Raw genomic sequence first — 22,797 nt, 5'->3', positions numbered from 1 at the left:
TCCCCGCTGCTGCCGTGCGCCCTGAGCTGCGGGCGGTCCGATCTTCCCGGCCGGTCCCCGCAACGGGCGAATGTGCGGGATCATGGCGGCATGACCGAGGTGTCCTCCCTCACAGGGCGGCTGCTCGTGGCCACCCCCGCCCTCGCGGACCCGAATTTCGACCGCGCGGTGGTGCTCCTGCTCGACCACGACGAGCAGGGCTCCCTCGGCGTGGTCCTGAACCGGCCGACCCCGGTGGGCGTCGGCGACGTCCTGCTGCCCTGGGCCCCGCTGGCCGGCGATCCGGGCGTGGTCTTCCAGGGCGGACCCGTCGCCCTGGACTCGGCCCTGGGGGTGGCGGTCATCCCGGGCGAGGAGGGCCCGCTCGGCTGGCGCCGGGTGCACGGGGCGATCGGCTTGGTCGACCTGGAGGCGCCGCCCGAGCTGCTGGCCGCGGCCCTGGGCTCGCTGCGCATCTTCGCCGGCTACTCGGGCTGGGGCCCGGGCCAGCTGGAGGACGAGGTCGGCGAGGGCGCCTGGTACGTCGTGGAATCGGAACCCGGCGACGTGTCCTTCCCGGACCCCGAGCGGCTCTGGCGGGCCGTCCTGCGCCGCCAGCGCAGCGAGCTCGCGATGGTGGCCACCTATCCGGACGACCCGTCGCTCAACTGACCCCCGCGGCGTTCAGTACCCTGGTTTTTATGAGCACTCTTGAGCCCGAGCGCGGGACTGGTACGGGGACCCTCGTAGAGCCGACGCCGCAGGTGTCCCACGGCGACGGCGACCACGAGCGCTTCGCCCACTACGTCCAGAAGGACAAGATCATGGCGAGCGCGCTCGACGGGACCCCCGTCGTCGCGCTCTGCGGCAAGGTCTGGGTGCCGGGCCGGGACCCGAAGAAGTACCCGGTCTGTCCCATGTGCAAGGAGATCTACGAGTCCATGGGCCCCGGCGGGGACAAGGACAAGGGCGGCAAGGACAAGTAGTCCGGACTTCCGCGGCAGGGTCGGGGCCCCCGGGGTGCGCATCCGCGCACCCCGGGGGCCTTTCGCGTACTAGGGTCGGCGCGACGAGCACTCTGCGGAACGGGCGTTGCGCAGAGTGCAACAGGCTGCTGCGAAGGGCTGACGCATGGACCTGATCCCCGCACCCCGGCTCGCCGACTTCCATGAGGGCGGGCTCCGCTTCGAGTTCGGGCCCGAACCGGTGCTCGCCGCCGGGCCGGGCGCCGAGGGCGCCGCGCGCCTGCTGCGCCGCGAACTGGGCGCGGCCACCGGCTGGAGCCTGCCGGCGGCGGGGCTGGAACCGGAATCGGATCCGGAGCCGGAATCGGAACCGGAATCGGAACCGGCAGGGGCGGGCGCGGCCGGGACGGGCCCGGTGGCCCGGATACGGCTCGGGATCGACCCGCGGGCCGCGGCGGAGGCGGGATCGGAACCCGAGTCGGGGCCCGGGGCGGCGGCGGGGCCCGGGTCGGGGCCCGGGGCGGGTCCGGCGTCCGAGGCGTACACCCTCACCGTCGACGCGACCGGCGTCGAGCTGACCGGCGCGAGCGAGGCCGGGCTGTTCTGGGGCGTCCAGACGCTGCGTCAGCTGCTGGGGCCCGACGCCTACCGCAAGGCCCCGCTGCCGGGGCGCGTCTGGAGCCTGCCGTACGTACGGATCGCGGACGCCCCCCGGTTCGGGTGGCGGGGGCTGATGCTCGACGTGGCCCGGCACTTCATGCCCAAGGACGCGGTGCTCCGGTACATCGACCTGCTCACCGCGCACAAGCTCAACGTGCTGCACCTGCACTTGACGGACGATCAGGGTTGGCGGGTGGAGATCAAGCGCCATCCCAGGCTGACCGAGGTCGGTTCGTGGCGGGCGCGCAGCCGGCGGGGCCACCGGGCCTCCCCGCTGTGGAACGAGACCCCGCACGGCGGCTACTACACGCAGGACGACCTCCGCGAGATCGTCGCGTACGCCGCCGAGCGGCACGTCCGGGTGGTCCCGGAGATCGACGTACCGGGCCACTCGCAGGCCGCGATCGCCGCGTACCCGGAACTGGGCAACGCCGACGTGGTCGACACCGCGGCGCTGGAGGTGTGGGACGACTGGGGGATCAGCGAGAACGTGCTGGCGCCGACCGAGACCGTCCTGCGCTTCTACGAGGGGGTCTTCGAGGAGCTGCTGGAGCTGTTCCCCGCCGAGGTCTCGCCCTTCGTCCATGTCGGCGGGGACGAGTGCCCCAAGGCCCAGTGGAAGGCCTCGCGCGCCGCCCAGGAGCGCATCCGCGAGCTGGGCGTGGACGGTGAGGACGGCCTCCAGTCCTGGTTCATCCGGCACTTCGACACCTGGCTCGCCGAGCGCGGGCGGCGGCTGATCGGCTGGGACGAGATCCTGGAGGGCGGCCTCGCGCCGGGCGCGGCCGTCTCCTCGTGGCGCGGGTACGGGGGCGGGATCGCCGCCGCCGAGGCCGGGCACGACGTGGTCATGTGCCCCGAGCAGCAGGTGTACCTGGACCACCGTCAGGCGGCCGGCGCCGAGGAGCCGATGCCCATCGGGTACGTGCGCACCCTGGAGGACGTGTACCGGTTCGAGCCGGTTCCGCCGAAGTTGTCGCCCGAGGCCGCCGCCCACGTGCTCGGCGCCCAGGCCAACGCGTGGACCGAGGTGATGGAGGACCAGGGACGCGTGGACTACCAGGTGTTCCCGCGGCTGGCGGCCTTCGCCGAGGTCGTCTGGTCCCCGCAGCCCGCGCCCGAGGAGCGTGACTTCGCCCGGTTCGAGGAGCGGATGGGCGCGCACTACGCGCGACTGGACGCCCTCGGGGTCGGTTACCGGCCACCGGGCGGGCCGCTGCCGTGGCAGCGGCGCCCCGGGGTCCTCGGGAGGCCGATCGACGGAGCGCCCCCGAACGTGTGACAACGAGAACCGGAACTCTGGCTGGATTTCCGGTGATACGGGGAAAAACGGACGATCGGTCCGAGGTGCGCCGGTCCCGGCACCGCCGGGACCGGCCGCCCGGGGCGGGCCGCGGGTGCGGGGGCGCCCGGCCCACCCTCGCGCCGGGCGTCCGGGAAGATGTGCCAGAGTTGCCACCTCCCGGCGGTGAGCACGTACCGTACGGCGGACAGGCGTGAGCGCCGGGACCGGGACATCGGGAAGGGGCAGCTGGGTTGACCACGCACGCACCGCAGGCGGCGCAGTCCGTGACGCTGCCGGCCTCGCTCGACGAGGCCGTGGCGGCTCTCACCGCCATGCCCGCCGCCGTGCCCGTCGCGGGCGGCACCGACCTCATGGCCGCCGTCAACGCCGGGCTGCTGCGGCCCGCCGCGCTGGTGGGCCTGGGGCGGATCAACGAGATCCGCGGCTGGCAGTACCAGGACGGCCACGCGCTGCTCGGCGCGGGCCTCACCCACGCGCGGATGGGACGGCCGGATTTCGCCGCTCTGATCCCCGCGCTGGCGGCCGCCGCCCGCGCCGCCGGGCCCCCGCAGATCCGCAACGCGGGCACCCTCGGCGGCAACATCGCCTCCGCCGCGCCCACGGGCGACGCACTGCCCGTGCTGGCCGCGCTGGAGGCCGTGCTCGTCATCGTCGGCCCGGCCGGATCGCGCGAGATCCCCGTGTCGCACCTGCTGGCCGGCCGCGAGATGCTGCGCCCCGGCGAACTGATCGGCTTCGTCCGGGTGCCGCTGCTGCACGCGCCGCAGGTGTTCCTCAAGGCCACGGGCCGTACGGGGCCGGGGCGCGCGGTGGCGTCCGTGGGTCTGGTGCTGGATCCCGCGCGCCGGGGCGTGCGCTGCGCGATCGGGGCGGTCGCCCCGATGCCACTGCGCCCGCTGGAGGCCGAGCAGTGGGTGGCCTCGCTGATCGACTGGGACGGGGAACGGCACCTGGCCCCCGAGGCGCTGGAGGCCTTCGGCGAGTACGTCGCGGCCGCCTGTGTGCCCGACCAGGGGGAGCCGGTGGCCCCCGGTGTACTGCATCTGCGGCGGACGGTGGCCGTGCTGGCGCGCAGGGCCCTGGGGAGGGCGCTGAGCTCATGAGCGGGAACGAGAACGAGAACGTGACCCAGGGGAACGGAACGGCGAGCTGGGGCTGGGAGCCGGTGCCGCAGGGCGGCGAGTACGACTCCGACGCGACGGCCTTCGTCAAGCTGCCGCAGGACATGCTGGACGCGCTGGGGACCGGCGAGCCGCTCGCCGCGCCCGGCCACGGCTACGTGCCGCCGCCGATGATCGTGCCGCTCGGCTCGGCCAGTACGGATCCGGCGGCCACGGGCACGTGGACCATCCCGGTGCAGTGGCCCGAGGCGGGGACGTCGGCGGCTGCCGCACCCCAGGGCCAGGCCCCGGCTCCGGCTCCGGTCGGCGGGCCGATCCCGGCGTCGATCCCGATTCCGGCGTCGGTGGCAGCGGCGTTCGCCGAGGCGGAGCCGGAGGCGCAGGCGTATCCCGAGTCCGGGTCCGGGTCCGGTTTCGGGTCTGAGGACGGGTCTGGTTTCGGGTCCGAGTCCGGGTCTGGTTTCGGGTCTGAGGCCGGGTCCGGTTTCGATTCCGAGTCCGCGTCGCACTACCCGTTCCAGGCGCCTGCGCAGCGGGAGCCGGAGCCGGGGGCGACCGCCGAGTGGCGGTTCGCGGACGAGTCCTCGTCGACCGGCCAGTGGGCCGCCGATTGGAGCCAGGCCCCGGCGACGCTGCCGGGTGGCGCCGCGGCGCCGTGGGCCGACCACCCCGACTACGCGGCGCAGCAGCCCGAGCCGCAGCAGCCGGAGCCGGGGACGCTGCCGGGAACGGACGAAGCCGTGGCTTCGGCGGCCGCCGCGGACCGGCTGCTGGGCGGGCCCGGCGTCGGTACCGGGACCGGCTCGGCGACCGGTACCGGGGGCGGCTTTGCCGCGCGGCGCGGGCCGCGCGTGCTGGGCGGGCCCGGTGTGGGCACCCCCCTCCCGGAGGCGGGCGAGCCGGCGCACCCGGCCCCGCACGACATCGAGGCCGCGCACGGCCCGGCGGCCCTGCCGGTCGAGGAGGAGCGTCCGCATCCGGTGGCGTCCGGCGGGCTTGACCTGTTCGGCGGCGTGCGGGTCGAGGCGGAGGCGGCGGCCGCGGAGCCGGAGGCCGAGCCGGGGTCCGGGGCCGGGCACGCGCCCGAGCCGGGGCTCGGGGCCGAGGGTGAGGCCGAGCCGGTCGGCGGGGCTCCGGCGGAGGCCGTGGCGGCCGCCGAGGCGGAGCCGGCCGAGGGACCGGCCGAGGGACCGGCCGAGGGATCGGCCGCCGGGTCTGCCGCTGAGTCGTCCCCGGAGCCGCCCGCGGGGTCCGACGCGGAGCACGGGGGTACGGACGGGCACGGGTTCGCGGGGGGCGCCCCGGGACCGGCCGGGATTCCGGCCGGCTCCACGCCGACCGGGGACACCGCCGACATCGCTGTGGCACCCCCGGCCGAGGACACCGCCGAAGGTTTCCCGGCCGAGGTGCCGGCGTACGGAGAAGAAGCCGCGGCAGCCGTGGCCGCCGCCCATCACGAGCACCCGCAGGCCTCCTACGTCCTGCGCGTCAACGGCGCCGACCGGCCGGTCACCGGCGCCTGGATCGGCGAGTCCCTGCTCTACGTGCTGCGCGAGCGGCTCGGCCTCGCCGGCGCCAAGGACGGCTGCTCGCAGGGCGAGTGCGGCGCCTGCGCCGTGCAGGTCGACGGCCGGCTCGTCGCCTCCTGCCTGGTCCCGGCCGCGACGGCCGCCGGGAGCGAGGTCCGCACCGTCGAGGGACTCGCGACGGGCGGGGAACTCTCGGACGTGCAGCAGGCGTTGTGCAGGTCGGGTGCGGTGCAGTGCGGGTTCTGCGTGCCCGGCATGGCCATGACCATCCATGACCTGCTGGAGGGCAACCACGCGCCCAGCGAGCTGGAGACGCGGCAGGCCCTGTGCGGCAACCTCTGCCGCTGCTCCGGGTACGCGGGGGTCATCGACGCCGTGCGCGAGGTCGTGGCCGGGCGCGAGGCGGCGGCGGCCGAAGGGGCGCACGGGCAGGGGCACGGGCCGGGGCACGGGCCGGGGCAGGCCGGGCACGGCCAGGCCGGGCAGGGTGCGGCTTCCGCCCCGGGCTCGCCGGAGGCTCGCATTCCGCACCAGGCAGCGCCCGGCGAGGGCGGCATCCACCACGGAGGCACGGCGTGAGCGGGCAGGACGCGGCGACGGCGACGACAACGGCGAACACCACGGTCACCGCCCTGGCGGCGGAGGCCGGTGCCACGGCCGCCGAGCAGCGGGCGCCGAGCGGAATCGGAGCGTCCGTCCCGGCCGCCGACACCCGCGCCAAGAGCGAGGGCACCTTCCCCTACGCCGCCGACCTGTGGGCCGAGGGCCTCCTGTGGGCCGCCGTGCTGCGCTCCCCGCACGCCCACGCCCGGATCCTGTCCATCGACACCTCGGCCGCCGCCGAGATGCCCGGCGTGCGCGCCGTCGTCACCCACGCCGACGTCCCCGGCGCCACCACGCACGGCCGCCGCATCGCCGACCGGCCGGTCTTCGCGCATGACGTGGTCCGCCACCACGGCGAGCCCATCGCCGCCGTCGCCGCCGACCACCCGGACACCGCCCGCCTCGCCGCCGCCGCGATCGCCGTCGAGTACGAGCTCCTCGACCCGGTCACCGACCCCGAGCAGGCCTTCGGCGCGCCCGCCCTGCACCCCGACGGCAACCTGATCCGGCACATCCCGCTCCGCTACGGCGACCCGGAGGCCACCGGCGAGGTCGTCGTCGAGGGCCTGTACCGGATCGGCCGCCAGGACCCCGCGCCCATCGGCGCCGAGGCCGGGCTGGCCGTGCCGCGGCCCGACGGCGGCGTGGAGCTGTACACCGCCTCCACCGACCCGCACTCCGACCGCGACCTGGCGGCCGCCTGCTTCGGCCTCGAACCGGACCGCGTACGGGTCGTCGTCACCGGCGTGCCGGGCGCGACGGCCGACCGCGAGGACGCCGCCTTCCAGCTCCCCCTCGGCCTCCTCGCCCTGCGCACGGGCTGCCCGGTCAAGCTGGCCGCCACCCGCGAGGAGTCCTTCCTCGGCCACACCCACCGGCACCCCACCCTGCTGCGCTACCGCCACCACGCGGACGCGGAGGGCCGCCTGGTCAAGGTCGAGGCCCAGATCCTGATGGACGCGGGCGCGTACGCGGACTCCTCCGCCGAGTCCCTGGCGGCGGCGGTGGCCTTCGCCTGCGGCCCGTACGTGGTCCCGCACGCCTTCGTGGAAGGCTGGGCGGTCCGCACCAACAACCCCCCCTCCGGCCACGTCCGCGGCGAGGGCGCGATGCAGGTGTGCGCCGCGTACGAGGGCCAGATGGACAAGCTCGCGGCCGCGCTCGGCATCGACGGCGCGGAACTGCGCCTGCGCAACGTCCTGGCCACCGGGGACCTCCTCCCCACCGGCCAGACGGTGACCTGCCCGGCGCCGGTGGCGGAACTGGTGCGCGCGGTCCGGGACTTCGAGCTGCCCGCCCTCCCGAAGGACACCCCCGAGGACGAGTGGCTGCTGCCGGGCGGCCCGGAGGGCGCGGGCGAGCCGGGCGCGGTGCGGCGCGGGGTCGGGTACGGCGTCGGCATGGTGCACATGCTGGGCGCGGAGGGCACCGACGAGGTCTCCACGGCCACCGTGAAGGTGGTGGGCGGCACGGCGACGGTCATCTGCGCGGCGGTCGACACCGGCCAGGGCTTCGCCACGCTGGCCCGTCAGATCGTCCAGGAGGTGCTGGGCGTCGACGAGGTGGCGATGGCTCCGGTCGACACCGACCAGCCGCCGGCCGGCCCGTCGGCGCACGGCCGCCACACGTGGGTGTCGGGCGGGGCGGTGGAGCGCGCGGCGAAGATGGTGCGCACCCAGCTCCTCCAGCCGATGGCCCACAAGCTGGGGATGTCCACGGAGCTCCTGCAGATCGCGGATGGCCGGATCACGTCGTACGACGGCGCTTTCTCGACGACGGTCGCCGAGGCCATAGAAGGCAAGGAGCTCTGGGCGACGGCCCAGTGCCGCCCCCACCCGACGGAACCCCTGGACGCGGACGGCCAGGGCGACGCCTTCGTCGGCCTCGCGTTCTGCGCGATCCGCGCGGTGGTGGACGTCGACATCGAGCTGGGCTCGGTACGGGTCGTGGAACTCGCGGTGGCCCAGGACGTGGGCCGCGTCCTCAACCCCCGCCAGCTGGAGGCCCGTATCGAGGCGGGCGTCACCCAGGGCGTGGGCGCGGCCCTGACGGAGAACCTCCGCACGGTCTCCGGCCTGGTCCGCCACCCGGACCTGACCGGCTACGCTCTGCCGACGTCGCTGGACGCCCCCGTGGTCCGCATCGTCAAACTGGTCGAGGAGCGGGACGTGGTGGCCCCCTTCGGCGCGAAGGCGGCCAGCGCCATCCCCGTGGTGACGGCGCCGGCGGCGGTGGCCTCGGCGGTCCGCTCGGCCACGGGCCGCCCGGTGAACAGGCTCCCGATCCGGCCATCGGCGGCGGTCGCGGCGCCCAACTCGTGACCGTGTGACCCGCATTGCACCTGCAACCTCGGAGTTGGGGCTGTCGGAGCTGATCGCTACAGTGACCGGTGAGATTGCGTACGCGCGCGTGCGAACCGTGTGTGCGAACGGGGACGGGGAGTCGGGGAGGCCAGCGTGGCAGTGGAGAGTGAGCCGGGTCTGTTCGGGCAGGGCCTGACGCCCGGGCTGTCGGACGCCATCATGGCGCAGGCGGCCGCGCTGTCGGTCGAGTACGACACGATGAAGGAGTACAAGAGCCTGGTGGACGGCCTCCTGACGTCACTGGAGGACTCCCAGGCGGCCCACGGCAAGCTGGCCCACGGCACCCTCCCGGCGGGCGCCCTGGGCACCGGCTTCCCGGAGGCCGAAGGCCTGCACAAGTCGTACAACACGGTCCACGAGGAGCTGCAGAAGCTGTCGAAGGGCCTGGCGGGCCAGATCGAGGCCCTGGGCATCGCGATCCTGACGGCGGGCAAGGGCTTCGGCGAGGTGGACGAGGAGACCAAGCGGCGCATGGCGGCCATCGCCAAGGAGGCCCAGGAGAACTACGTCCCGAAGCGGGACCCGTACGCGGACAAGCAGGCCACCGACAAGCGGGGCGGTGAGATCTGATGGCGACGAACTTCGAGGGATACTCGCACGCACAACTGGCGGCGATGGTCGCCTCGATCGACCCGAAGACGGTCTCGCAGCGGGGCACGCAGCTCACGGAGGCCGCGAAGACCATCAAGGAGATCGGCCAGAAGCTCAAGGACCACAAGGTCAAGGGCTGGGAGGGCGAAGCGGCGACGGCCTTCCAGGAATGGGTGAACCGTGCGGGCAGCGCGACGCTGGTCCTGGCCGACTTCAGCTCGACGGGCGGCCACTGGATGACGCTGGCGGCCCAGACCATGTCCGAGATCCACATGCCCAAGTACGACGCGGGGGCGGAGGCGGACCTGAAGGAAAACCTTGAGCTCTCGCGGAAGTACCGCAACGACCCGGACGCGAAGCAGCTGGGCCAGGAGGCGTGGTCGAAGCTGAGCGGGGACCATGCGCGGGCGGTGGACGCGCTGACGAAGCTGTCGCAGTCGTATGCGTTGTCGAGGACGGAGATGGACAGGGCGGAGATCCCTACGTTTCCGAAGCCGCCGAAGGTGTTTGTACCGCAAGACATCGGCGGCGGGTCCGACAGGGCTCGCCCAGGCGGCAGTTCTGATCAGGGGAGCTACTCGGGAGGTTCCTCATTTGCATCGTCGGCACCCGGCGGCAGCAGCTCTGCGAACGAAGCGGGCTGGACACCGGGGAGCCCGCCGAAGCCGGATGGCACGCCCCTGCCGACGGCGCCGGTGGGGGTGACCCCGGATCGTAACGTGGACGTGGACCTTGACGCAGTCACCACGCTCCCGCACCCGACCGCGCCTCCGGTGACGACGCCGGCCGGCCCGTTGCCCACAGGTCCCGCCCCTGTGGCCATTGCCCCGCCTGTGCCTCTGCCGCCGCTCGGCGGGATGAAGACGATCCCCGGCATCGGCCCCGTCGGGCCGGTCGGCCCTGTCCCCGGTACGACCGGGCCCCTGGGCAAGCTCGGCCTGCCACCGCGCGCTGACACGGGCATCGTGGGCGGTCGCCCGGTCACTGCCACGGGTCCCAGCTCGGGTATCCCTCGCGGCACGGTCATCGGCACGGAGGCCGGGCACGCCGGCCGTCCCGTGAACGGCATGATGGGCGGCGGCCTGGGCGGTGCCCACAGCGGCACGGGCGGACCTGTCGGGGGCCGCCGGCTGGCCACGGAGCCGGGAGGTATCGTCGGCGGGCGTCAGCCTGCCGCGGGCACTCGTGCGACGCCGTTCACCCAGGGCGGCTCGGGCCTTGTTCGGGGCAATGTCGGTGGCGTCGGCGCGGGCATGCCGACCCCGGGCGCCCGACGCGACGACCAGAGGGGCGAACGCCCCGACTACCTGGCCGAGGACGAAGAGACCTGGCAGGGCAACCGTCGTGTTGTCCCGCCGGTGATCGACTGAGCAGAACGGACTTTGTACGGGATGCGCATGCGTAAGGCGACCTCGGCCCTCGTGGGTCTGCTGCTGGCCGGGGTCGCCGCGACCCCGGCCCACGCGGAGACGATTCGATCGCAGCAATGGCATCTCGACGCCATGAAGGCCGACGACATCTGGAAGATCAGCACCGGAAAAGGGGTCACCGTCGCGGTGATCGACACCGGCGTCAATATGATTCCGGAGCTTGAGGGGCAGGTCCTTCCCGGCGCGGCCTTCCCTGTCGGCTCTGCCGAGGGCGGCAGAGACAACGACTATGACGGTCACGGTACTGGCGTTGCCGCGATGATCGCCGCTACTGGAAAGCATCCGAGCGGTGACGGCGCCTACGGGCTTGCACCCGGCGTGAAGATCCTTCCGATCCGCGTACCCAACATGCTGGACGGGACGACGACCCCGGCATGGGCCGCTGCCATTCGACACGCAGCAGACTCAGATGCCAAGGTCATCAACATCTCGCTGGCCATCGACGGCAAGCCAGAGGACGACCGGGCGCGGGCTGAGGCGGTCAAGTACGCGCTTTCCAAGGGGAAACTGATTTTCGCCGGTGCCGGAAACGACGGGGGTCGGACGGTCGTCTACCCCTCAGCGACCCCGGGGGTAGTCGGTGTAGCGGCAGTGGACGCCAGCGGCGAGCCGACCAAGGAGTCACAGCAGGGCCCGTACGTCGACATGGCGGCGCCAGGCATCGACATCGTGACGGCCTGCAAGGGCAAGACGGGACTGTGCACGACCCACGGAACCAGTGACGCCTCGGCCCTCGCCTCCGCCTCCGCCGCCCTCCTCTGGTCCGCGCACCCCGACTGGACCAACAACCAGGTGCTCCGCGTCCTCCTGAACACCGCGGGCAAGCCCGTCGACGGCTCCCAGCGCAATGACTTCGTCGGCTACGGCGTCGTCCGCCCGCGCGTCGCCGTGCCCACCCCCGGCGACCCCGGCCCGGCGAACGAGTTCCCGCTGCCCGACCTGGCGGCCGCCGAGGCGGCGGCCAAGTCCCCCTCGGCGCCCGCGGACGGCAAGGCCCCCGACGCGGCGGCTTCGCCCAAGCCGGCGGATCGGGCCGAGGAGAAGAAGGAGGGCAGTCTCCTTCCCTGGATCGGAATCGGGCTGGGAGCCTGCCTGCTCATCGGCGGGGCCGTCACGGCCGTCGTCGTACGCCGCAACCGCTGACCGCTCACCGCTGACCGGATCTGACGAGGGAGTTCACGCGATGTCGTTCGACGAGGAGTGGTCGGCGGCACGCGCCACGGCCGCCGCCAACGTTTCCATGCGGCTCAACCAGGCCCCGGTCGATCCGGGCGGCGGCGGAGCCGGCAGCCTCGACCTCAACCAGGACCACATCGGAGCCATCGGCTCCGAGGCTCACAAGCTCCACTCCCGGCTGCAGACGGACGGCAAGCACGCCGCGACCTCCACCGCCGAGGCGGCGGGCGCGCTCACGAAGGAGAACTTCGCGAGCGGGGCGGCGCTGCTCAAGGCGAACACCCTCTGGGAGAGCCAGGTGAAGACCCTCGTGGCGGCCTGCGCGAACGTCTCCAACGGGCTGAACTACTCGCTCTCCTCCCACGCCAAGGACGAGGAGCAACTCCGCGCCGACTTCACCACGTCCGCGCTCAACTCATACCTCAAGTAGGCGCCCGGATGCTGACGTACGAGAACGTGATGAACGCCCCGCTGGACAAGCTCCAGACGGCCGTCGCCGATTGGAAGGCGATGGTCGACAAGCTCGACGAACTCGCCGACGTGGCCCGCAACGGCATGAAGGCGAAGGCCGACAAGGCCGAGTGGAGCGGGGTCACCGCCGGCGTGGGCCGGGAGTTCGTCGCGAAGACGGCCAAGGAGTTCGAGGACGCCGCCAAAGCGGCCAAGGGCGTGCACCAGCTCCTCAGTGACGCCCACACCACCATCAACACGACGCGGGCCGCACTGAAGAAGGCCGCCGAGGAAGAGGCCCCGGCCGCCGGGTTCCGGGTGGACGCGGCGGGCAAGGTCTCGGCCGTCCCGATGGACCCGAAGACGGAGTACGCGGCCCGGCACGACCCGGACTATCCCGAGTTCAGGCGCAAGCAGGAGGAGAACCGCAAGGCCTGGCAGGCAAGGGTGGACAGGCTCGTCGAAGACTGCGCGGACGCCGACGAGTCCCTGGCCCGCGCCCTGCGCGCGAACGTCACGGACGAGCACGACTTCTCCGCGCCGAAGTACACCACCCTGGACGGCGAACAGGCCGACCGGGCGGCCGAGCTGATGAAGAAGCTCAGCACGGAGCAGGGCGGCGTAGCCCGCAACCCGGAGGCACTGCGCGAGCTCGAGGACCTGCTCGACGACAACCGCAACGAGGCCGACTTCTCGACGGACTTCTACCGGAAGCTCGGTCCCGAAGGCACGCTCGAGGCGTACGCGAAGCTGTCCATCGACGCCTCGACCCTGGGCGAAGCGGGCAAGGACCGGCTGGCCATGGTCGGCAACATCCAGAACGACATGGGCGCCATGCTGGGGCTCGCCACGCAGAAGAGCTCGCCGAACCACCTGGACGCGGCGTGGACGACCGACCTGATGAAGGCCGGCCGCAAGGAGATGCAGGTCACCGGCGACCTGACGAGCAGGATCTACGGCTACCAGGCGCTGGGCGCGCTGCTGCACGAGGGCAAGTACGACAAGGACTTCCTGACCTCGGTCGGCCGGGACATGGTCGCCTTCGACCGCGAGAACCCGAAGGCCTGGGAGCACGGATCCCCGTACGACCCGAAGACGGTGCTCAGCCAGGGCAAGGACGGCAGCCGGGGCTTCTACCCGCTGACGGGCCTGATGGACGCCATGTCCAACAACCCGGACGCGGCGACGGCCTTCTTCAACGAGCCGGTCCGCAAGGACAGCAACGGCGACGGGATCGTCACGGCCGCCGACAAGGTCGTGGACGGCCAGCACGGCAAGGCTCGCGGGATGGTCGACTACATGCTCGACAAGGAGTCGTGGGCCGACGCCTTCGACCGGACCCCGGACCACCCCTACGGCGGAGCGGGCCCGGCCCAGGAGGCGGTCGGCGGTGCCTTGGAAGCGGCGGTGAGCGGCCGCGCGGCGGGCGACGACGACGCGAAGCCGGTGCCGCACACCAAGGAAATGGCGGCGGTCATGGAACGCGTCGTCGAGAAGATCGGCGACAAGCCGGAACTGGTGGCCGCGAAGCCGGGCGAGCCCGACGGCCCGCTGAAGGGGCTGTCAGGGCACTTCGGCCAGATGGCGGCCGAATACATGCCGGACTTGCAGGCCTCGGCTGAGAACGGCAGTCGGATGATCAAGGCCAACGGTGTGATGGCCGAGTTCCACAAGGCCGACATGGCCGCCTTCATCGGGGCGGTGGGTCAGGACCCGGACGCGTACGGCGCCATCACCAATTCCCAGCGGGCGTTCACGACAACCCTCATCAACGACGTCGTCGCGCACCGGACCGAGTACGAGGACCTGGACGCGGCGATCAAGAGCGTCGTGCACCCCGGTGGCCAGATCGCCGGCATCCTGTCCGAGGCTCGCGCCGAGGGCTCGTTCGCCGAGAACGGACACAAGGCGGAGGAGTACGTCAAGGGCGTCGAGGACAACGCCAAGTGGATCAACCGCGGGATCAGTGCGGCCGGTGGTAAATATCTGGAGATGGTGCCGCTCGCCGGGGACGTCGTGGAGTGGCTCCAGGAGGACATCACGGAGGGTGTCGTGGAGCGCGCCAAGAAGGACCAGGCGGAGAAGACGGGCGAGGCCGATCACAAGGCGGTGCTCGACTACACGAACGCGCAGACCGAGGCAGGCGAGTCGGCGGCGCAGTCGGTTCGGAAGGCCGTGGAGGGAACGGGCATGAGCCAGCGGACCATCGATGCTCTCGCGGGCGTGGCATCGACTGAGACGGCCAACGCGCACGCGGTCGGTCGAGGCCAGGTCGTCACGTCCAACGGCGGCTCCTGATGCGCCCGGCTCAGGCCTCCATAGCGATCGTCGTCACTGCCCTGGCCGCGGCGGTCGCACTGACCGGCTGCACCGAATCGGAGAAGGCCGCGGCCCCACGGTTGCCGGACCGCACGTGTTTCGGCATTTTCACGCCATCCGATATCGAGCCTCTGATGGGGTCCGGTACGACGGTGAACGAAACCGCCCCGGTCGACATCAGGCTGTCAGCGGAGCGCCGCTCGGCCACGTGCAACGTGGATGTCGACGGCCAGGGACGGCTTCTCGTATCGGCCACGCGCCAACCACTGGGGCAGCACTTCACCTGGCCGCCCGGCGATCCGAACCAGCCCGCAGCCGATCCACTGCCCCTCGGAGACAAGGGCACCGTGTGGAACACGGGTGCCCGGGTCGCGCTCACCTGCAAGGGCTCCACGGATTCCTTCGAGCTTCTCCTGACGATCGGGGGCTCGGTGGAGCATATGAAGCCCGGCACGTCGCGCTCCTTGTTCACCACACTCATGGAGAAGTACCTGGCAGCCGCGAAGCAGCAAACCGGCTGTGGGGCCTAACGGCGGAAGGCCGCTCAGGAAACCTCCTGAGCGGCCTTCGGTGGAAGCCGTGACCGGAATCGAACCGGCGTAACTCGCTTTGCAGGCGAGTCCCTCAACCACTCGGGCACACGGCTGTGGGGTGGTGATGGGCTTGACCGTACGGGGACCCGGGGCGGCGGGGGAAGAGGCCTGCGGGGGGTGCAACGGGAATGCCATGCTGCGTTCACAGTTCCCCGGCGGCGGCCCCCGGGTCCGCGTTCGCCGGTCTTGGTCCTAGGTCCAAGGGACGAGGCGGGGTCCGTCTTATTGACAGGGTCCAAAAGCAGGGACGCCCCTTACTCTGGGGCGATGAGTGCCCTTGAACCCCGTGTGCCCCAGATACCCGCGCCGGTCCCGGCCCCCTCCCGGGGCGGGATCCTCGGGGCCGCGTACCGGACGCTCAGCATCGGGATCATCTCCGTCGTGTTCCTGATCGCCTTCGAGGCGACCGCCGTGGGCACGGCCATGCCCGTCGCCGCGCGGGAGCTGGAGGGGGTCGGGCTGTACGCCTTCGCCTTCTCCGCCTACTTCACCACCAGCCTCTTCGGCATGGTGCTGTCCGGTCAGTGGGCCGACCGGCAGGGGCCGCTGCGGCCGCTGACCTTCGGGATCGCGTCCTTCGCCGCCGGGCTGCTCGTGTCCGGGACCGCCGGCCTCATGGGGCTGTTCGTGCTCGGCAGGGCCGTGCAGGGGTTCGGGGGCGGGCTGGTGATCGTCGCCCTGTACGTCGTCGTCAGCCGCGCCTACGAGGACCGGCTGCGGCCCGCGATCATGGCGGCCTTCGCCGCGAGCTGGGTGGTGCCGTCCATCGTCGGGCCGCTGGCCTCGGGGACCGTCACCGAGCACCTCGGCTGGCGGTGGGTGTTCCTCGGGATCCCGGTGCTCGTCGTCGTTCCCCTCGCCGTCGCCCTGCCCGCCATACGCAGGACCGCCTCCGGGCCGGTGGACCCCGACGCGCCGCCCGTCGCCTTCGACCGGCGCCGGATCCGGCTGGCCTTCGGCATCTCGCTCGGCGCCGGCCTGCTCCAGTACGCCGCCCAGGACCTGCGGTGGCTCTCGCTGGCCCCGGCGGTGGCGGGCGTGGCCCTGCTGGTGCCCGCCGTGCTCGGGCTGCTGCCGCGCGGGACCTACCTCGCGCGCCGCGGGCTGCCCTCCGTGGTGCTGCTGCGCGGGGTCGCGGCGGGGTCGTTCATCGCGGCCGAGAGCTTCGTGCCGCTGATGCTGGTCACCCAGCGGGGGCTCAGCCCGACGCTGGCCGGGTTCTCGCTGGCGCTGGGCGGGCTGACCTGGGCGGGCGGCTCGTGGGTCCAGTCGAAGGGGCGGATGGCCCCCTACCGGGAACGGCTGATGGTGGGCGGGATGGTGCTGGTCGCCCTCGCCATCGCCGCGGCGCCCGCCGTGCTGATCGAGTCCGTGCCGGTGTGGACGCTGGCGCTGGCCTGGGCGGTGGGCTGCCTGGGGATGGGGCTGGTGATCGGCTCCACCAGCGTGCTGCTGCTGAAGCTGTCGGCGCCGGAGGAGGCGGGGGCCAACTCCGCCGCGCTGCAGATCTCCGACGCCCTGGCCAACGTGGTGCTGCTGGCCGCCGGCGGTGCGGCGTTCGCCGCGCTGGGCGGGGGAGCGGTGGGGGCCGGGCACGCGCTCGGGGAGTCGGCGACGGCCTCGCATCCCGCCGCCTTCGTGGTCGTCTTCCTGCCGATGGCCTGCGTGGCACTGGTGGGCGCGTGGGTCGCGACCCGGCTGACCGCGCGACCGCCGGCCAAGGTTGCGTAGAAGAGCTGGATGCCCTGCGCGAGCGCGCCGAGGCGGAGGGCCGCAGCATGCGGTCCTTCGCGCACGAGGCGGTGATCAGGGCCGTAAACGCACCCTCCCGGCCGTTCAACGCGGCGGCGGAACACGTCCTGAAGGTCAGCGGTGAGCTGAACCGGCGTCCGGGTAGGCGTCCTGCCCGATCACACGCGCCTGGGGGCGCGCACGCGCCGAGTCGGGCAGCCCGTAGTCACGCACCTCGCCGGTCCCGAGCCGCTCCGCGAGGTTCAGCACCTCGGGCAGGGTCAGGTGGTGCGGAGGCCGGCGATGTGACGCTCGCCGCACCGCGCGAGGTCACGGGCCTGTCCCTCCGCGAGGCACCGGCCCGTCCCGGTAGGGTGGCCCGGTTGTCCTACGTACGACTGCCGAGAGCGACGGACCGGAGACCGTGACTACTACCGCCTCCCACCACCTCTCACCCGCCTTCCCCGGCCGTGCCCCCTGGGGCACCGCCAACAAGCTGCGCGCCTGGCAGCAGGGGGCGCTGGACCGCTACATCCAGAACCAGCCGCGGGACTTCCTCGCGGTCGCCACGCCCGGCGCCGGCAAGACCACCTTCGCGCTCACCCTGGCCTCCTGGCTGCTGCACCACCACATCGTCCAGCAGGTCACCGTGGTGGCGCCGACCGAGCACCTGAAGAAGCAGTGGGCCGAGGCCGCGGCGAGGATAGGCATCCGGCTGGACCCGGAGTACTCGGCCGGGCCGCTGAGCAAGGACTACCACGGGGTCGCCGTCACCTACGCCGGTGTCGGCGTGCGTCCGATGCTGCACCGCAACCGCTGCGAGCAGCGCAAGACCCTGGTGATCCTCGACGAGATCCACCACGCGGGCGACTCGAAGTCCTGGGGCGAGGCCTGCCTGGAGGCCTTCGATCCGGCGACCCGGCGCCTGGCGCTGACCGGCACGCCCTTCCGGTCCGACACCAACCCCATCCCCTTCGTCTCCTACGAAGAGGGGAACGACGGGATCCGCCGGTCCTCCGCCGACTACACCTACGGCTACGGGAACGCGCTGGGCGACGGGGTCGTCCGGCCCGTCATCTTCCTCTCCTACAGCGGCAACATGCGCTGGCGGACGAAGGCCGGCGACGAGATCGCCGCGCGGCTCGGCGAGCCGATGACCAAGGACGCCATCTCGCAGGCCTGGCGCACCGCGCTGGACCCGCGGGGCGACTGGATGCCGAACGTGCTGCGCGCCGCCGACCAGCGGCTGACGGAGGTCAGGAAGGGCATCCCGGACGCGGGCGGCCTGGTCATCGCCTCCGACCAGGACTCGGCGCGCGCGTACGCGAAGCTGCTGCGCGAGATCACGGGCAGCAAGGCGACCGTCGTGCTGTCCGACGACACCGGCGCGTCGAAGCGGATCGACGAGTTCGGCCAGGACGGCAGCCGCTGGATGGTCGCGGTCCGGATGGTGTCCGAAGGCGTCGACGTACCCCGGCTCGCGGTCGGCGTGTACGCGACGACCATCTCGACGCCGCTGTTCTTCGCGCAGGCCGTCGGGCGCTTCGTACGATCGCGCAGACGTGGCGAGACCGCGTCGGTGTTCCTTCCGACCATCCCCTACCTGCTCGGCTTCGCGAACGAGATGGAGGTCGAGCGCGACCACGTCCTCGACAAGCCGAAGAAGCAGGGTGAGGAGGACCCGTACGCCGAGTCCGAGAAGGAGATGGACGAGGCGAACCGGCAGGAGGACGAGGACACCGGCGAGGACGAGCAGATGTCCTTCGAGGCGCTCGAGTCCGACGCCGTCTTCGACCGGGTGCTGTACGACGGCGCCGAGTTCGGCATGCAGGCGCACCCGGGCAGCGAGGAGGAGCAGGACTACCTCGGCATCCCCGGGCTGCTGGAGCCGGACCAGGTGCAGATGCTGCTGCAGAAGCGCCAGTCGCGGCAGATCGCGCACAGCCGCCGCAAGCCGGACGCGGAGGCGGACCTGCTGGAGCTGCCGGCCGACCGGCGTCCCGTGGTCTCGCACAAGGAGCTGCTGGAGCTGCGCAAGTCGCTGAACACGATGGTGGGCGCGTACGTCCACCAGAGCGGCAAGCCGCACGGGGTCATCCACACGGAGCTGCGCCGGGTGTGCGGTGGGCCGCCGAGCGCGGAGGCGACGGCGGGGCAGCTGCGCGAGCGGATCAAGAAGGTGCAGGAGTGGGCCACCCGGATGCGGTGAGGTGCCCGCGGGGATCGTGAGGGGACGAGGGCGAGGACGAGGACGGGGACGGGGTTCGTGCGGGTTCGCACGGGCCCCGTTCGTGTGTGTGGACAACGGCGTTGACGACATCGCCGGGTGCGTTCTCGACAAGATCAGAGTAAGGGCCGGGCAAAGAGCTCTTGGAGGGTTCGAGGTCACGAATCGAAACCGGAGTCGATCAGGAACCGGCATAAAGCGGTAGCAGGCGCCCGGATTCTGGACGAGGCCTTCCGCTGAGCGGACCCGCTCGCTACTGTCCCCGCATCGAACGCACCGTGGCAGCGCCGCCGCGGGAGCGCAGCCGGTGCCATGGCCGCTACCGGCGGCCTCTCCGTGCGCCGCCGCGGGACCGGCGGCGTGCCACCCCGAGAGTCACCGCCGCTCACCGAAAGAGGGAGAGGCGTCGTGACCGCGGAAACCTCCCAGACTCTCGACAGAGGGCTCAGAGTCCTCAAACTGCTCGCCGACACCGACCACGGTCTGACCGTCACCGAGCTGTCCAACCGCCTCGGTGTGAACCGCACCGTGGTCTACCGGCTCCTGGCCACCCTGGAGCAGCACGCCCTGGTCCGTCGTGACCTCGGCGGACGGGCCCGGGTCGGGCTCGGGGTGCTGCGGCTGGGGCGGCAGGTGCATCCGCTCGTACGCGAGGCGGCCCTGCCCGCGCTGCGGTCGCTGGCGGAGGACATAGGTGCCACCGCGCACCTGACCCTCGTCGACGGCACCGAGGCGCTGGCCGTCGCCGTCGTCGAGCCGACCTGGACGGACTACCACGTGGCCTACCGGGCCGGCTTCCGCCACCCGCTGGACCGCGGGGCCGCGGGGCGGGCCATTCTGGCCGCCCGTCAGGGGGCCCTGATCGAGCCCGGGTACACGCTGACCCACGGGGAGCTGGAAGCGGGCGCCAGTGGCGCTGCCGCGCCGCTCGTGGGGATCACGGGGCTGGAGGGCAGCGTGGGTGTGGTGATGCTGGCGGACGCGGTGCCGGAGCGGGTGGGGCCGCGGGTCGTGGACGCGGCGCGCGAGGTGGCCGACGCCCTTCGCTAGGCCGCGGGCTCGGCGGGACCCGCGGGCTCGGCGGGATCGGGTCGGGTCGGTCGGGGCCGTGGTCGGGTCCGGCCGTGGTCGGGTGCGGCGCCGCTGCCGGGGCTCTGCCCCGGGCCCCGCGCCTCAAGCGCCGGCGGGGCTGTTTTGGGCTGGGCCGGGGTTGCCGGTGCGGGTACAGGATCGGGGCTCCGCCCCGGGGCCCGCGCCTCGCGCGCCGGCGGGGCTGTTTTGGGCTGGGCCGGGGTTGCCGGTGCGGGTACGGGATCGGGGCTCCGCCCCGGGCCCCGCGCCTCAAGCGCCGGCGGGGCTGGGTGTGCCCGCGTCTCAAGCGTCGGCGGGGCTGCGTGTGCCCGCGTCTCAAGCGTCGGCGGGGCTGCGTGTGCCCGCGTCTCGCGCGCCGGCGGGGAGGGGACGTGCCCCGGCGGGGGAGTGGGGTGGGGGCGGATAGATTGGCCGGGTGCTCTCTCGTCTGCTGCGTCTGCCGCGTCCCGTAGCCCTGGCCGTCTGTGCCGTGCCCGTGGTCGGGCTGTTCGCCGTTGCGCTCCTCGCGCCGTTGCCCTTCGTGGTCGCCCAGCCGGGGCTCACGGCCGACGTGCTGGGGGAGCGGGACGGGAAGCCCGTCATCACGGTCGCCGGTGCGCCCACCCGGCAGACCACCGGCCAGCTGCGGATGACCACCATCCAGGCCACCGGCCCGTCCACGACGGTGAACCTGCCCGAACTCCTCGACAACTGGTTCGACAGCTCCCGGGCCGTCATGCCCAAGGAAGTCGTCTACTCCTCGGGCGGAACCGACAAGGAGATCGAGCAGCACAATCTGGAGGAAATGGCCAGATCCCAGTCGGCCGCCGCCGAGGCCGCCCTCGGGTTCCTCCACAAGGACCCCAAGGACGTCAAGGTCGACCTGAACCTCGCGGACGTCGGCGGGCCCAGCGCCGGGCTCCTCTTCTCCCTCGGCATCGTCGACAAGCTCGACGGCGACGGCGGCGGCGGCGACCTCACCGGCGGGCGCACCATCGCCGGGACGGGGACCATCGCCGCGAACGGCGAGGTCGGCGCGGTCGGCGGAGTCGCCCTGAAGACCCAGGCCGCGCGGCGCGACGGGGCGACGGTGTTCCTCGTACCGAAGGCCGAGTGCTCGGACGCGCAGTCCGAACTCCCCGAGGGGCTCCGGCTGGTCCCCGTCACCTCTCTGACGGATGCGGTGAACGCCCTGCGGGCACTGAACCGGGGAGAGGACGCTCCGTCCTGCTGACGGCGGCCGGGGCGTTCAGCCCGCGCCACGCCGGGAAGAGCAGCGGGGTCAGCGTCGTCAGCAGGTAGGCGCCGCCGAACAGCAGCAGCGCCCGGGTCACCCCGAAGCCGTCGACCAGCAGGCCGGCGGCCAGTCCGCCCATCGGCATGGCCAGCTCGCAGCCCGCCGTGCTCACCCCCGAGACCCGGCTGCGCAGCTCCTCCGGCACCTTCTCGTACACGACGGTGGTCAGGATCGGGTTGAGCACGCCCGCGCCGAGCCCGGACAGGGCCATGGTCACCGCCAGCGGCAGCGGGGTGTCCGTGAAGGCGGCCGTCACGAAGCGCGGCGCCCCGCACAGCAGGAACGCGACCGCGAACACCACCCGGCGGGGGTACCGCTCGCCCCAGGCCCCGTAGAGCAGGGCGCCCAGCAGTGCGAAGCCGCCGAAGAGGGAGATCATCAGGCCCAGGGCGGTGGCGCCGCCGAGGACCTCGTCGCCGTGCACCGGCAGCAGGACGGAGGCCCAGCCCTGGTCCAGGCCGTTGGTCATCATCACCATCAGGGTGATGCCCATCAGCAGCCGGGAGCGGGTCAGGAAGGCCCAGCCCTCGGCCAGTTCGGCCCGGTACCCCGCGAACGAGGCCTTCTCGGCGGCGCGTTGCGGCTCCGCGGCCGGCACCCCGCGCAGGAAGGCGGCGACCAGCAGGGCGGACACGGTGAAGGTGGCCGCGTCCAGCAGCAGTACGGTCTCGGCCCCGAAGGCCGCGATCAGTACGCCGGCCAGCGCCGCCCCGATCATCCGGGCGCCGCGCGAGACGGCGTCGTACAGGCTGGCCGCGCGGGCCACGGTGGTGCCCGCGTGCTCGGCCAGGCTCGGCAGGAGCACGTACCGGGCGGTCAGGCCCGGGGTGTGCACGAGCCCGCCGACGGCCATCAGCGCGCACAGCATCCAGAACTCGAGCAGGCCCGCGTGGTGCAGCAGCGGGATCGCGCCGACCGAGACCGCGCAGATCAGGTCGGAGGCCGCGGAGACCCGCCGGCGGCCGATCCGGTCGATGACCGGGCCGCCGACGAGCGCGGCGACGACGACGGGCAGGGTGGCGCAGAAGGCGACGATCCCGGCCCGGCCGGCGCTGCCCGTGGTCTGCAGGACGAACCAGGGCACGCCGATCAGGGTGAGTGAACTTCCGGCTATGGAGATGGTGTTGGCGGCCAGGACCGCCGTGAACGGCCGTCTGCTCATACCGTGTGCGGGCGCTGCAGGCGGGCGTGGACGTGGGCCGGCTGCATCAGCCGGATCCCGGCGGCGACCAGTGCCTCGCCGAGCCGGTCGCGCAGGGCGGGGGTGGTGTCGGCCGAGGCGGCGCGCCGCCAGGCGGCGGCCTCGGCGGCCAGTTCGGCGGTGCGGGCGGCGTGCAGCAGGGCATGGGTGAAGGCGTGCATGGCAGGACTCCTTCTGCGAAAGGG

At 73.0% G+C, this 22,797-nt stretch carries 19 protein-coding genes and 1 tRNA gene; 16 read left to right on the top strand and 4 right to left on the bottom strand.

Annotated elements, in window-relative coordinates; translation table 11 throughout:
• Positions 1 to 90: 90 nt before the first annotated feature.
• The 12 genes from AB0D66_RS06495 (at position 91) to AB0D66_RS06440 (ending at position 15,022) form a co-directional block, all read left to right on the top strand.
• On the top strand, positions 91 to 651 hold the full coding sequence (locus AB0D66_RS06495; protein ID WP_069920470.1) for a YqgE/AlgH family protein: 561 nt from the start codon (positions 91 to 93) through the stop codon (positions 649 to 651).
• 29 nt (positions 652 to 680) lie between these two features.
• Entirely contained in the window at positions 681 to 965 is a 285-nt protein-coding gene (locus AB0D66_RS06490; RefSeq protein ID WP_030010729.1) for a DUF3039 domain-containing protein, read from the top strand.
• A gap of 145 nt (positions 966 to 1,110) precedes the next feature.
• On the top strand, positions 1,111 to 2,886 hold the full coding sequence (locus AB0D66_RS06485; RefSeq protein ID WP_362297502.1) for a beta-N-acetylhexosaminidase: 1,776 nt from the start codon (positions 1,111 to 1,113) through the stop codon (positions 2,884 to 2,886).
• 254 nt (positions 2,887 to 3,140) lie between these two features.
• Positions 3,141 to 4,013: an FAD binding domain-containing protein gene (locus AB0D66_RS06480; RefSeq protein ID WP_361750808.1), complete on the top strand. Its 873-nt coding sequence runs from the start codon at positions 3,141 to 3,143 to the stop codon at positions 4,011 to 4,013.
• Positions 4,010 to 6,139, top strand: a complete 2,130-nt coding sequence (locus AB0D66_RS06475; protein ID WP_362297498.1) for a (2Fe-2S)-binding protein — start codon at positions 4,010 to 4,012, stop codon at positions 6,137 to 6,139. Before AB0D66_RS06480 ends, AB0D66_RS06475 begins: the two co-directional genes overlap by 4 nt.
• Positions 6,136 to 8,484 (top strand): xanthine dehydrogenase family protein molybdopterin-binding subunit, encoded by a 2,349-nt coding sequence (locus AB0D66_RS06470; RefSeq protein ID WP_362297495.1) that lies wholly within the window; start codon positions 6,136 to 6,138, stop codon positions 8,482 to 8,484. The genes AB0D66_RS06475 and AB0D66_RS06470 overlap by 4 nt, the downstream gene beginning before the upstream one ends.
• A 135-nt stretch (positions 8,485 to 8,619) precedes the next feature.
• A complete protein-coding gene (locus AB0D66_RS06465) occupies positions 8,620 to 9,096 on the top strand; it encodes a DUF2563 family protein (RefSeq protein ID WP_362297492.1) in 477 nt (158 codons plus the stop codon).
• Positions 9,096 to 10,487 (top strand): hypothetical protein, encoded by a 1,392-nt coding sequence (locus AB0D66_RS06460; protein ID WP_362297489.1) that lies wholly within the window; start codon positions 9,096 to 9,098, stop codon positions 10,485 to 10,487. The genes AB0D66_RS06465 and AB0D66_RS06460 overlap by 1 nt, the downstream gene beginning before the upstream one ends.
• A 27-nt stretch (positions 10,488 to 10,514) precedes the next feature.
• A complete protein-coding gene (gene mycP, locus AB0D66_RS06455) occupies positions 10,515 to 11,690 on the top strand; it encodes a type VII secretion-associated serine protease mycosin (RefSeq protein ID WP_362297486.1) in 1,176 nt (391 codons plus the stop codon).
• Positions 11,691 to 11,730: 40 nt separating this feature from the next.
• Entirely contained in the window at positions 11,731 to 12,153 is a 423-nt protein-coding gene (locus AB0D66_RS06450; protein ID WP_362297483.1) for a hypothetical protein, read from the top strand.
• A gap of 8 nt (positions 12,154 to 12,161) precedes the next feature.
• Positions 12,162 to 14,471 (top strand): DUF6571 family protein, encoded by a 2,310-nt coding sequence (locus AB0D66_RS06445; RefSeq protein WP_362297480.1) that lies wholly within the window; start codon positions 12,162 to 12,164, stop codon positions 14,469 to 14,471.
• The gene (locus AB0D66_RS06440) at positions 14,471 to 15,022 is read left to right on the top strand and encodes a hypothetical protein (RefSeq protein WP_362297477.1); all 552 of its coding nucleotides are present in this window, start codon (positions 14,471 to 14,473) and stop codon (positions 15,020 to 15,022) included. The genes AB0D66_RS06445 and AB0D66_RS06440 overlap by 1 nt, the downstream gene beginning before the upstream one ends.
• A gap of 41 nt (positions 15,023 to 15,063) precedes the next feature.
• Here the strand turns inward: AB0D66_RS06440 and AB0D66_RS06435 are convergent.
• Positions 15,064 to 15,138, bottom strand: a tRNA-Cys gene (locus AB0D66_RS06435).
• Positions 15,139 to 15,352: 214 nt separating this feature from the next.
• Here AB0D66_RS06435 and AB0D66_RS06430 point away from each other — a divergent pair.
• On the top strand, positions 15,353 to 16,816 hold the full coding sequence (locus AB0D66_RS06430) for an MFS transporter (RefSeq protein WP_362297472.1): 1,464 nt from the start codon (positions 15,353 to 15,355) through the stop codon (positions 16,814 to 16,816).
• Positions 16,817 to 16,951: 135 nt separating this feature from the next.
• Here AB0D66_RS06430 and AB0D66_RS06425 read toward each other — a convergent pair whose 3' ends face one another.
• Positions 16,952 to 17,086, bottom strand: coding sequence for a hypothetical protein (locus AB0D66_RS06425; RefSeq protein ID WP_362297679.1), 135 nt, complete (start codon positions 17,084 to 17,086; stop codon positions 16,952 to 16,954).
• Between the two features lie 154 nt (positions 17,087 to 17,240).
• On the opposite strand from AB0D66_RS06425, the gene AB0D66_RS06420 reads away from it, so the two are divergent.
• The 3 genes from AB0D66_RS06420 to AB0D66_RS06410 all read left to right on the top strand — a co-directional run bounded on the left by AB0D66_RS06420 (position 17,241) and on the right by AB0D66_RS06410 (position 21,348).
• A complete protein-coding gene (locus tag AB0D66_RS06420; RefSeq protein WP_362297469.1) occupies positions 17,241 to 19,025 on the top strand; it encodes a DEAD/DEAH box helicase in 1,785 nt (594 codons plus the stop codon).
• A gap of 426 nt (positions 19,026 to 19,451) precedes the next feature.
• Complete coding sequence (locus AB0D66_RS06415; RefSeq protein ID WP_069920456.1) at positions 19,452 to 20,093, top strand: helix-turn-helix domain-containing protein; 642 nt, start codon at positions 19,452 to 19,454, stop codon at positions 20,091 to 20,093.
• A gap of 457 nt (positions 20,094 to 20,550) precedes the next feature.
• Positions 20,551 to 21,348: a S16 family serine protease gene (locus tag AB0D66_RS06410; RefSeq protein ID WP_362297465.1), complete on the top strand. Its 798-nt coding sequence runs from the start codon at positions 20,551 to 20,553 to the stop codon at positions 21,346 to 21,348.
• Here AB0D66_RS06410 and AB0D66_RS06405 read toward each other — a convergent pair.
• The gene (locus AB0D66_RS06405) at positions 21,278 to 22,573 is read right to left on the bottom strand and encodes an MFS transporter (protein WP_362297462.1); all 1,296 of its coding nucleotides are present in this window, start codon (positions 22,571 to 22,573) and stop codon (positions 21,278 to 21,280) included. The genes AB0D66_RS06410 and AB0D66_RS06405 overlap by 71 nt on opposite strands.
• The gene (locus AB0D66_RS06400) at positions 22,570 to 22,773 is read right to left on the bottom strand and encodes a hypothetical protein (protein WP_362297459.1); all 204 of its coding nucleotides are present in this window, start codon (positions 22,771 to 22,773) and stop codon (positions 22,570 to 22,572) included. The genes AB0D66_RS06405 and AB0D66_RS06400 overlap by 4 nt, the downstream gene beginning before the upstream one ends.
• Positions 22,774 to 22,797: the final 24 nt, after the last annotated feature.

It is taken from the genome of Streptomyces sp. NPDC048270 (genome assembly GCF_040652335.1).
GTDB lineage: Bacteria > Actinomycetota > Actinomycetes > Streptomycetales > Streptomycetaceae > Streptomyces.
This window is presented reverse-complemented; position numbering and strand designations above follow the sequence as displayed.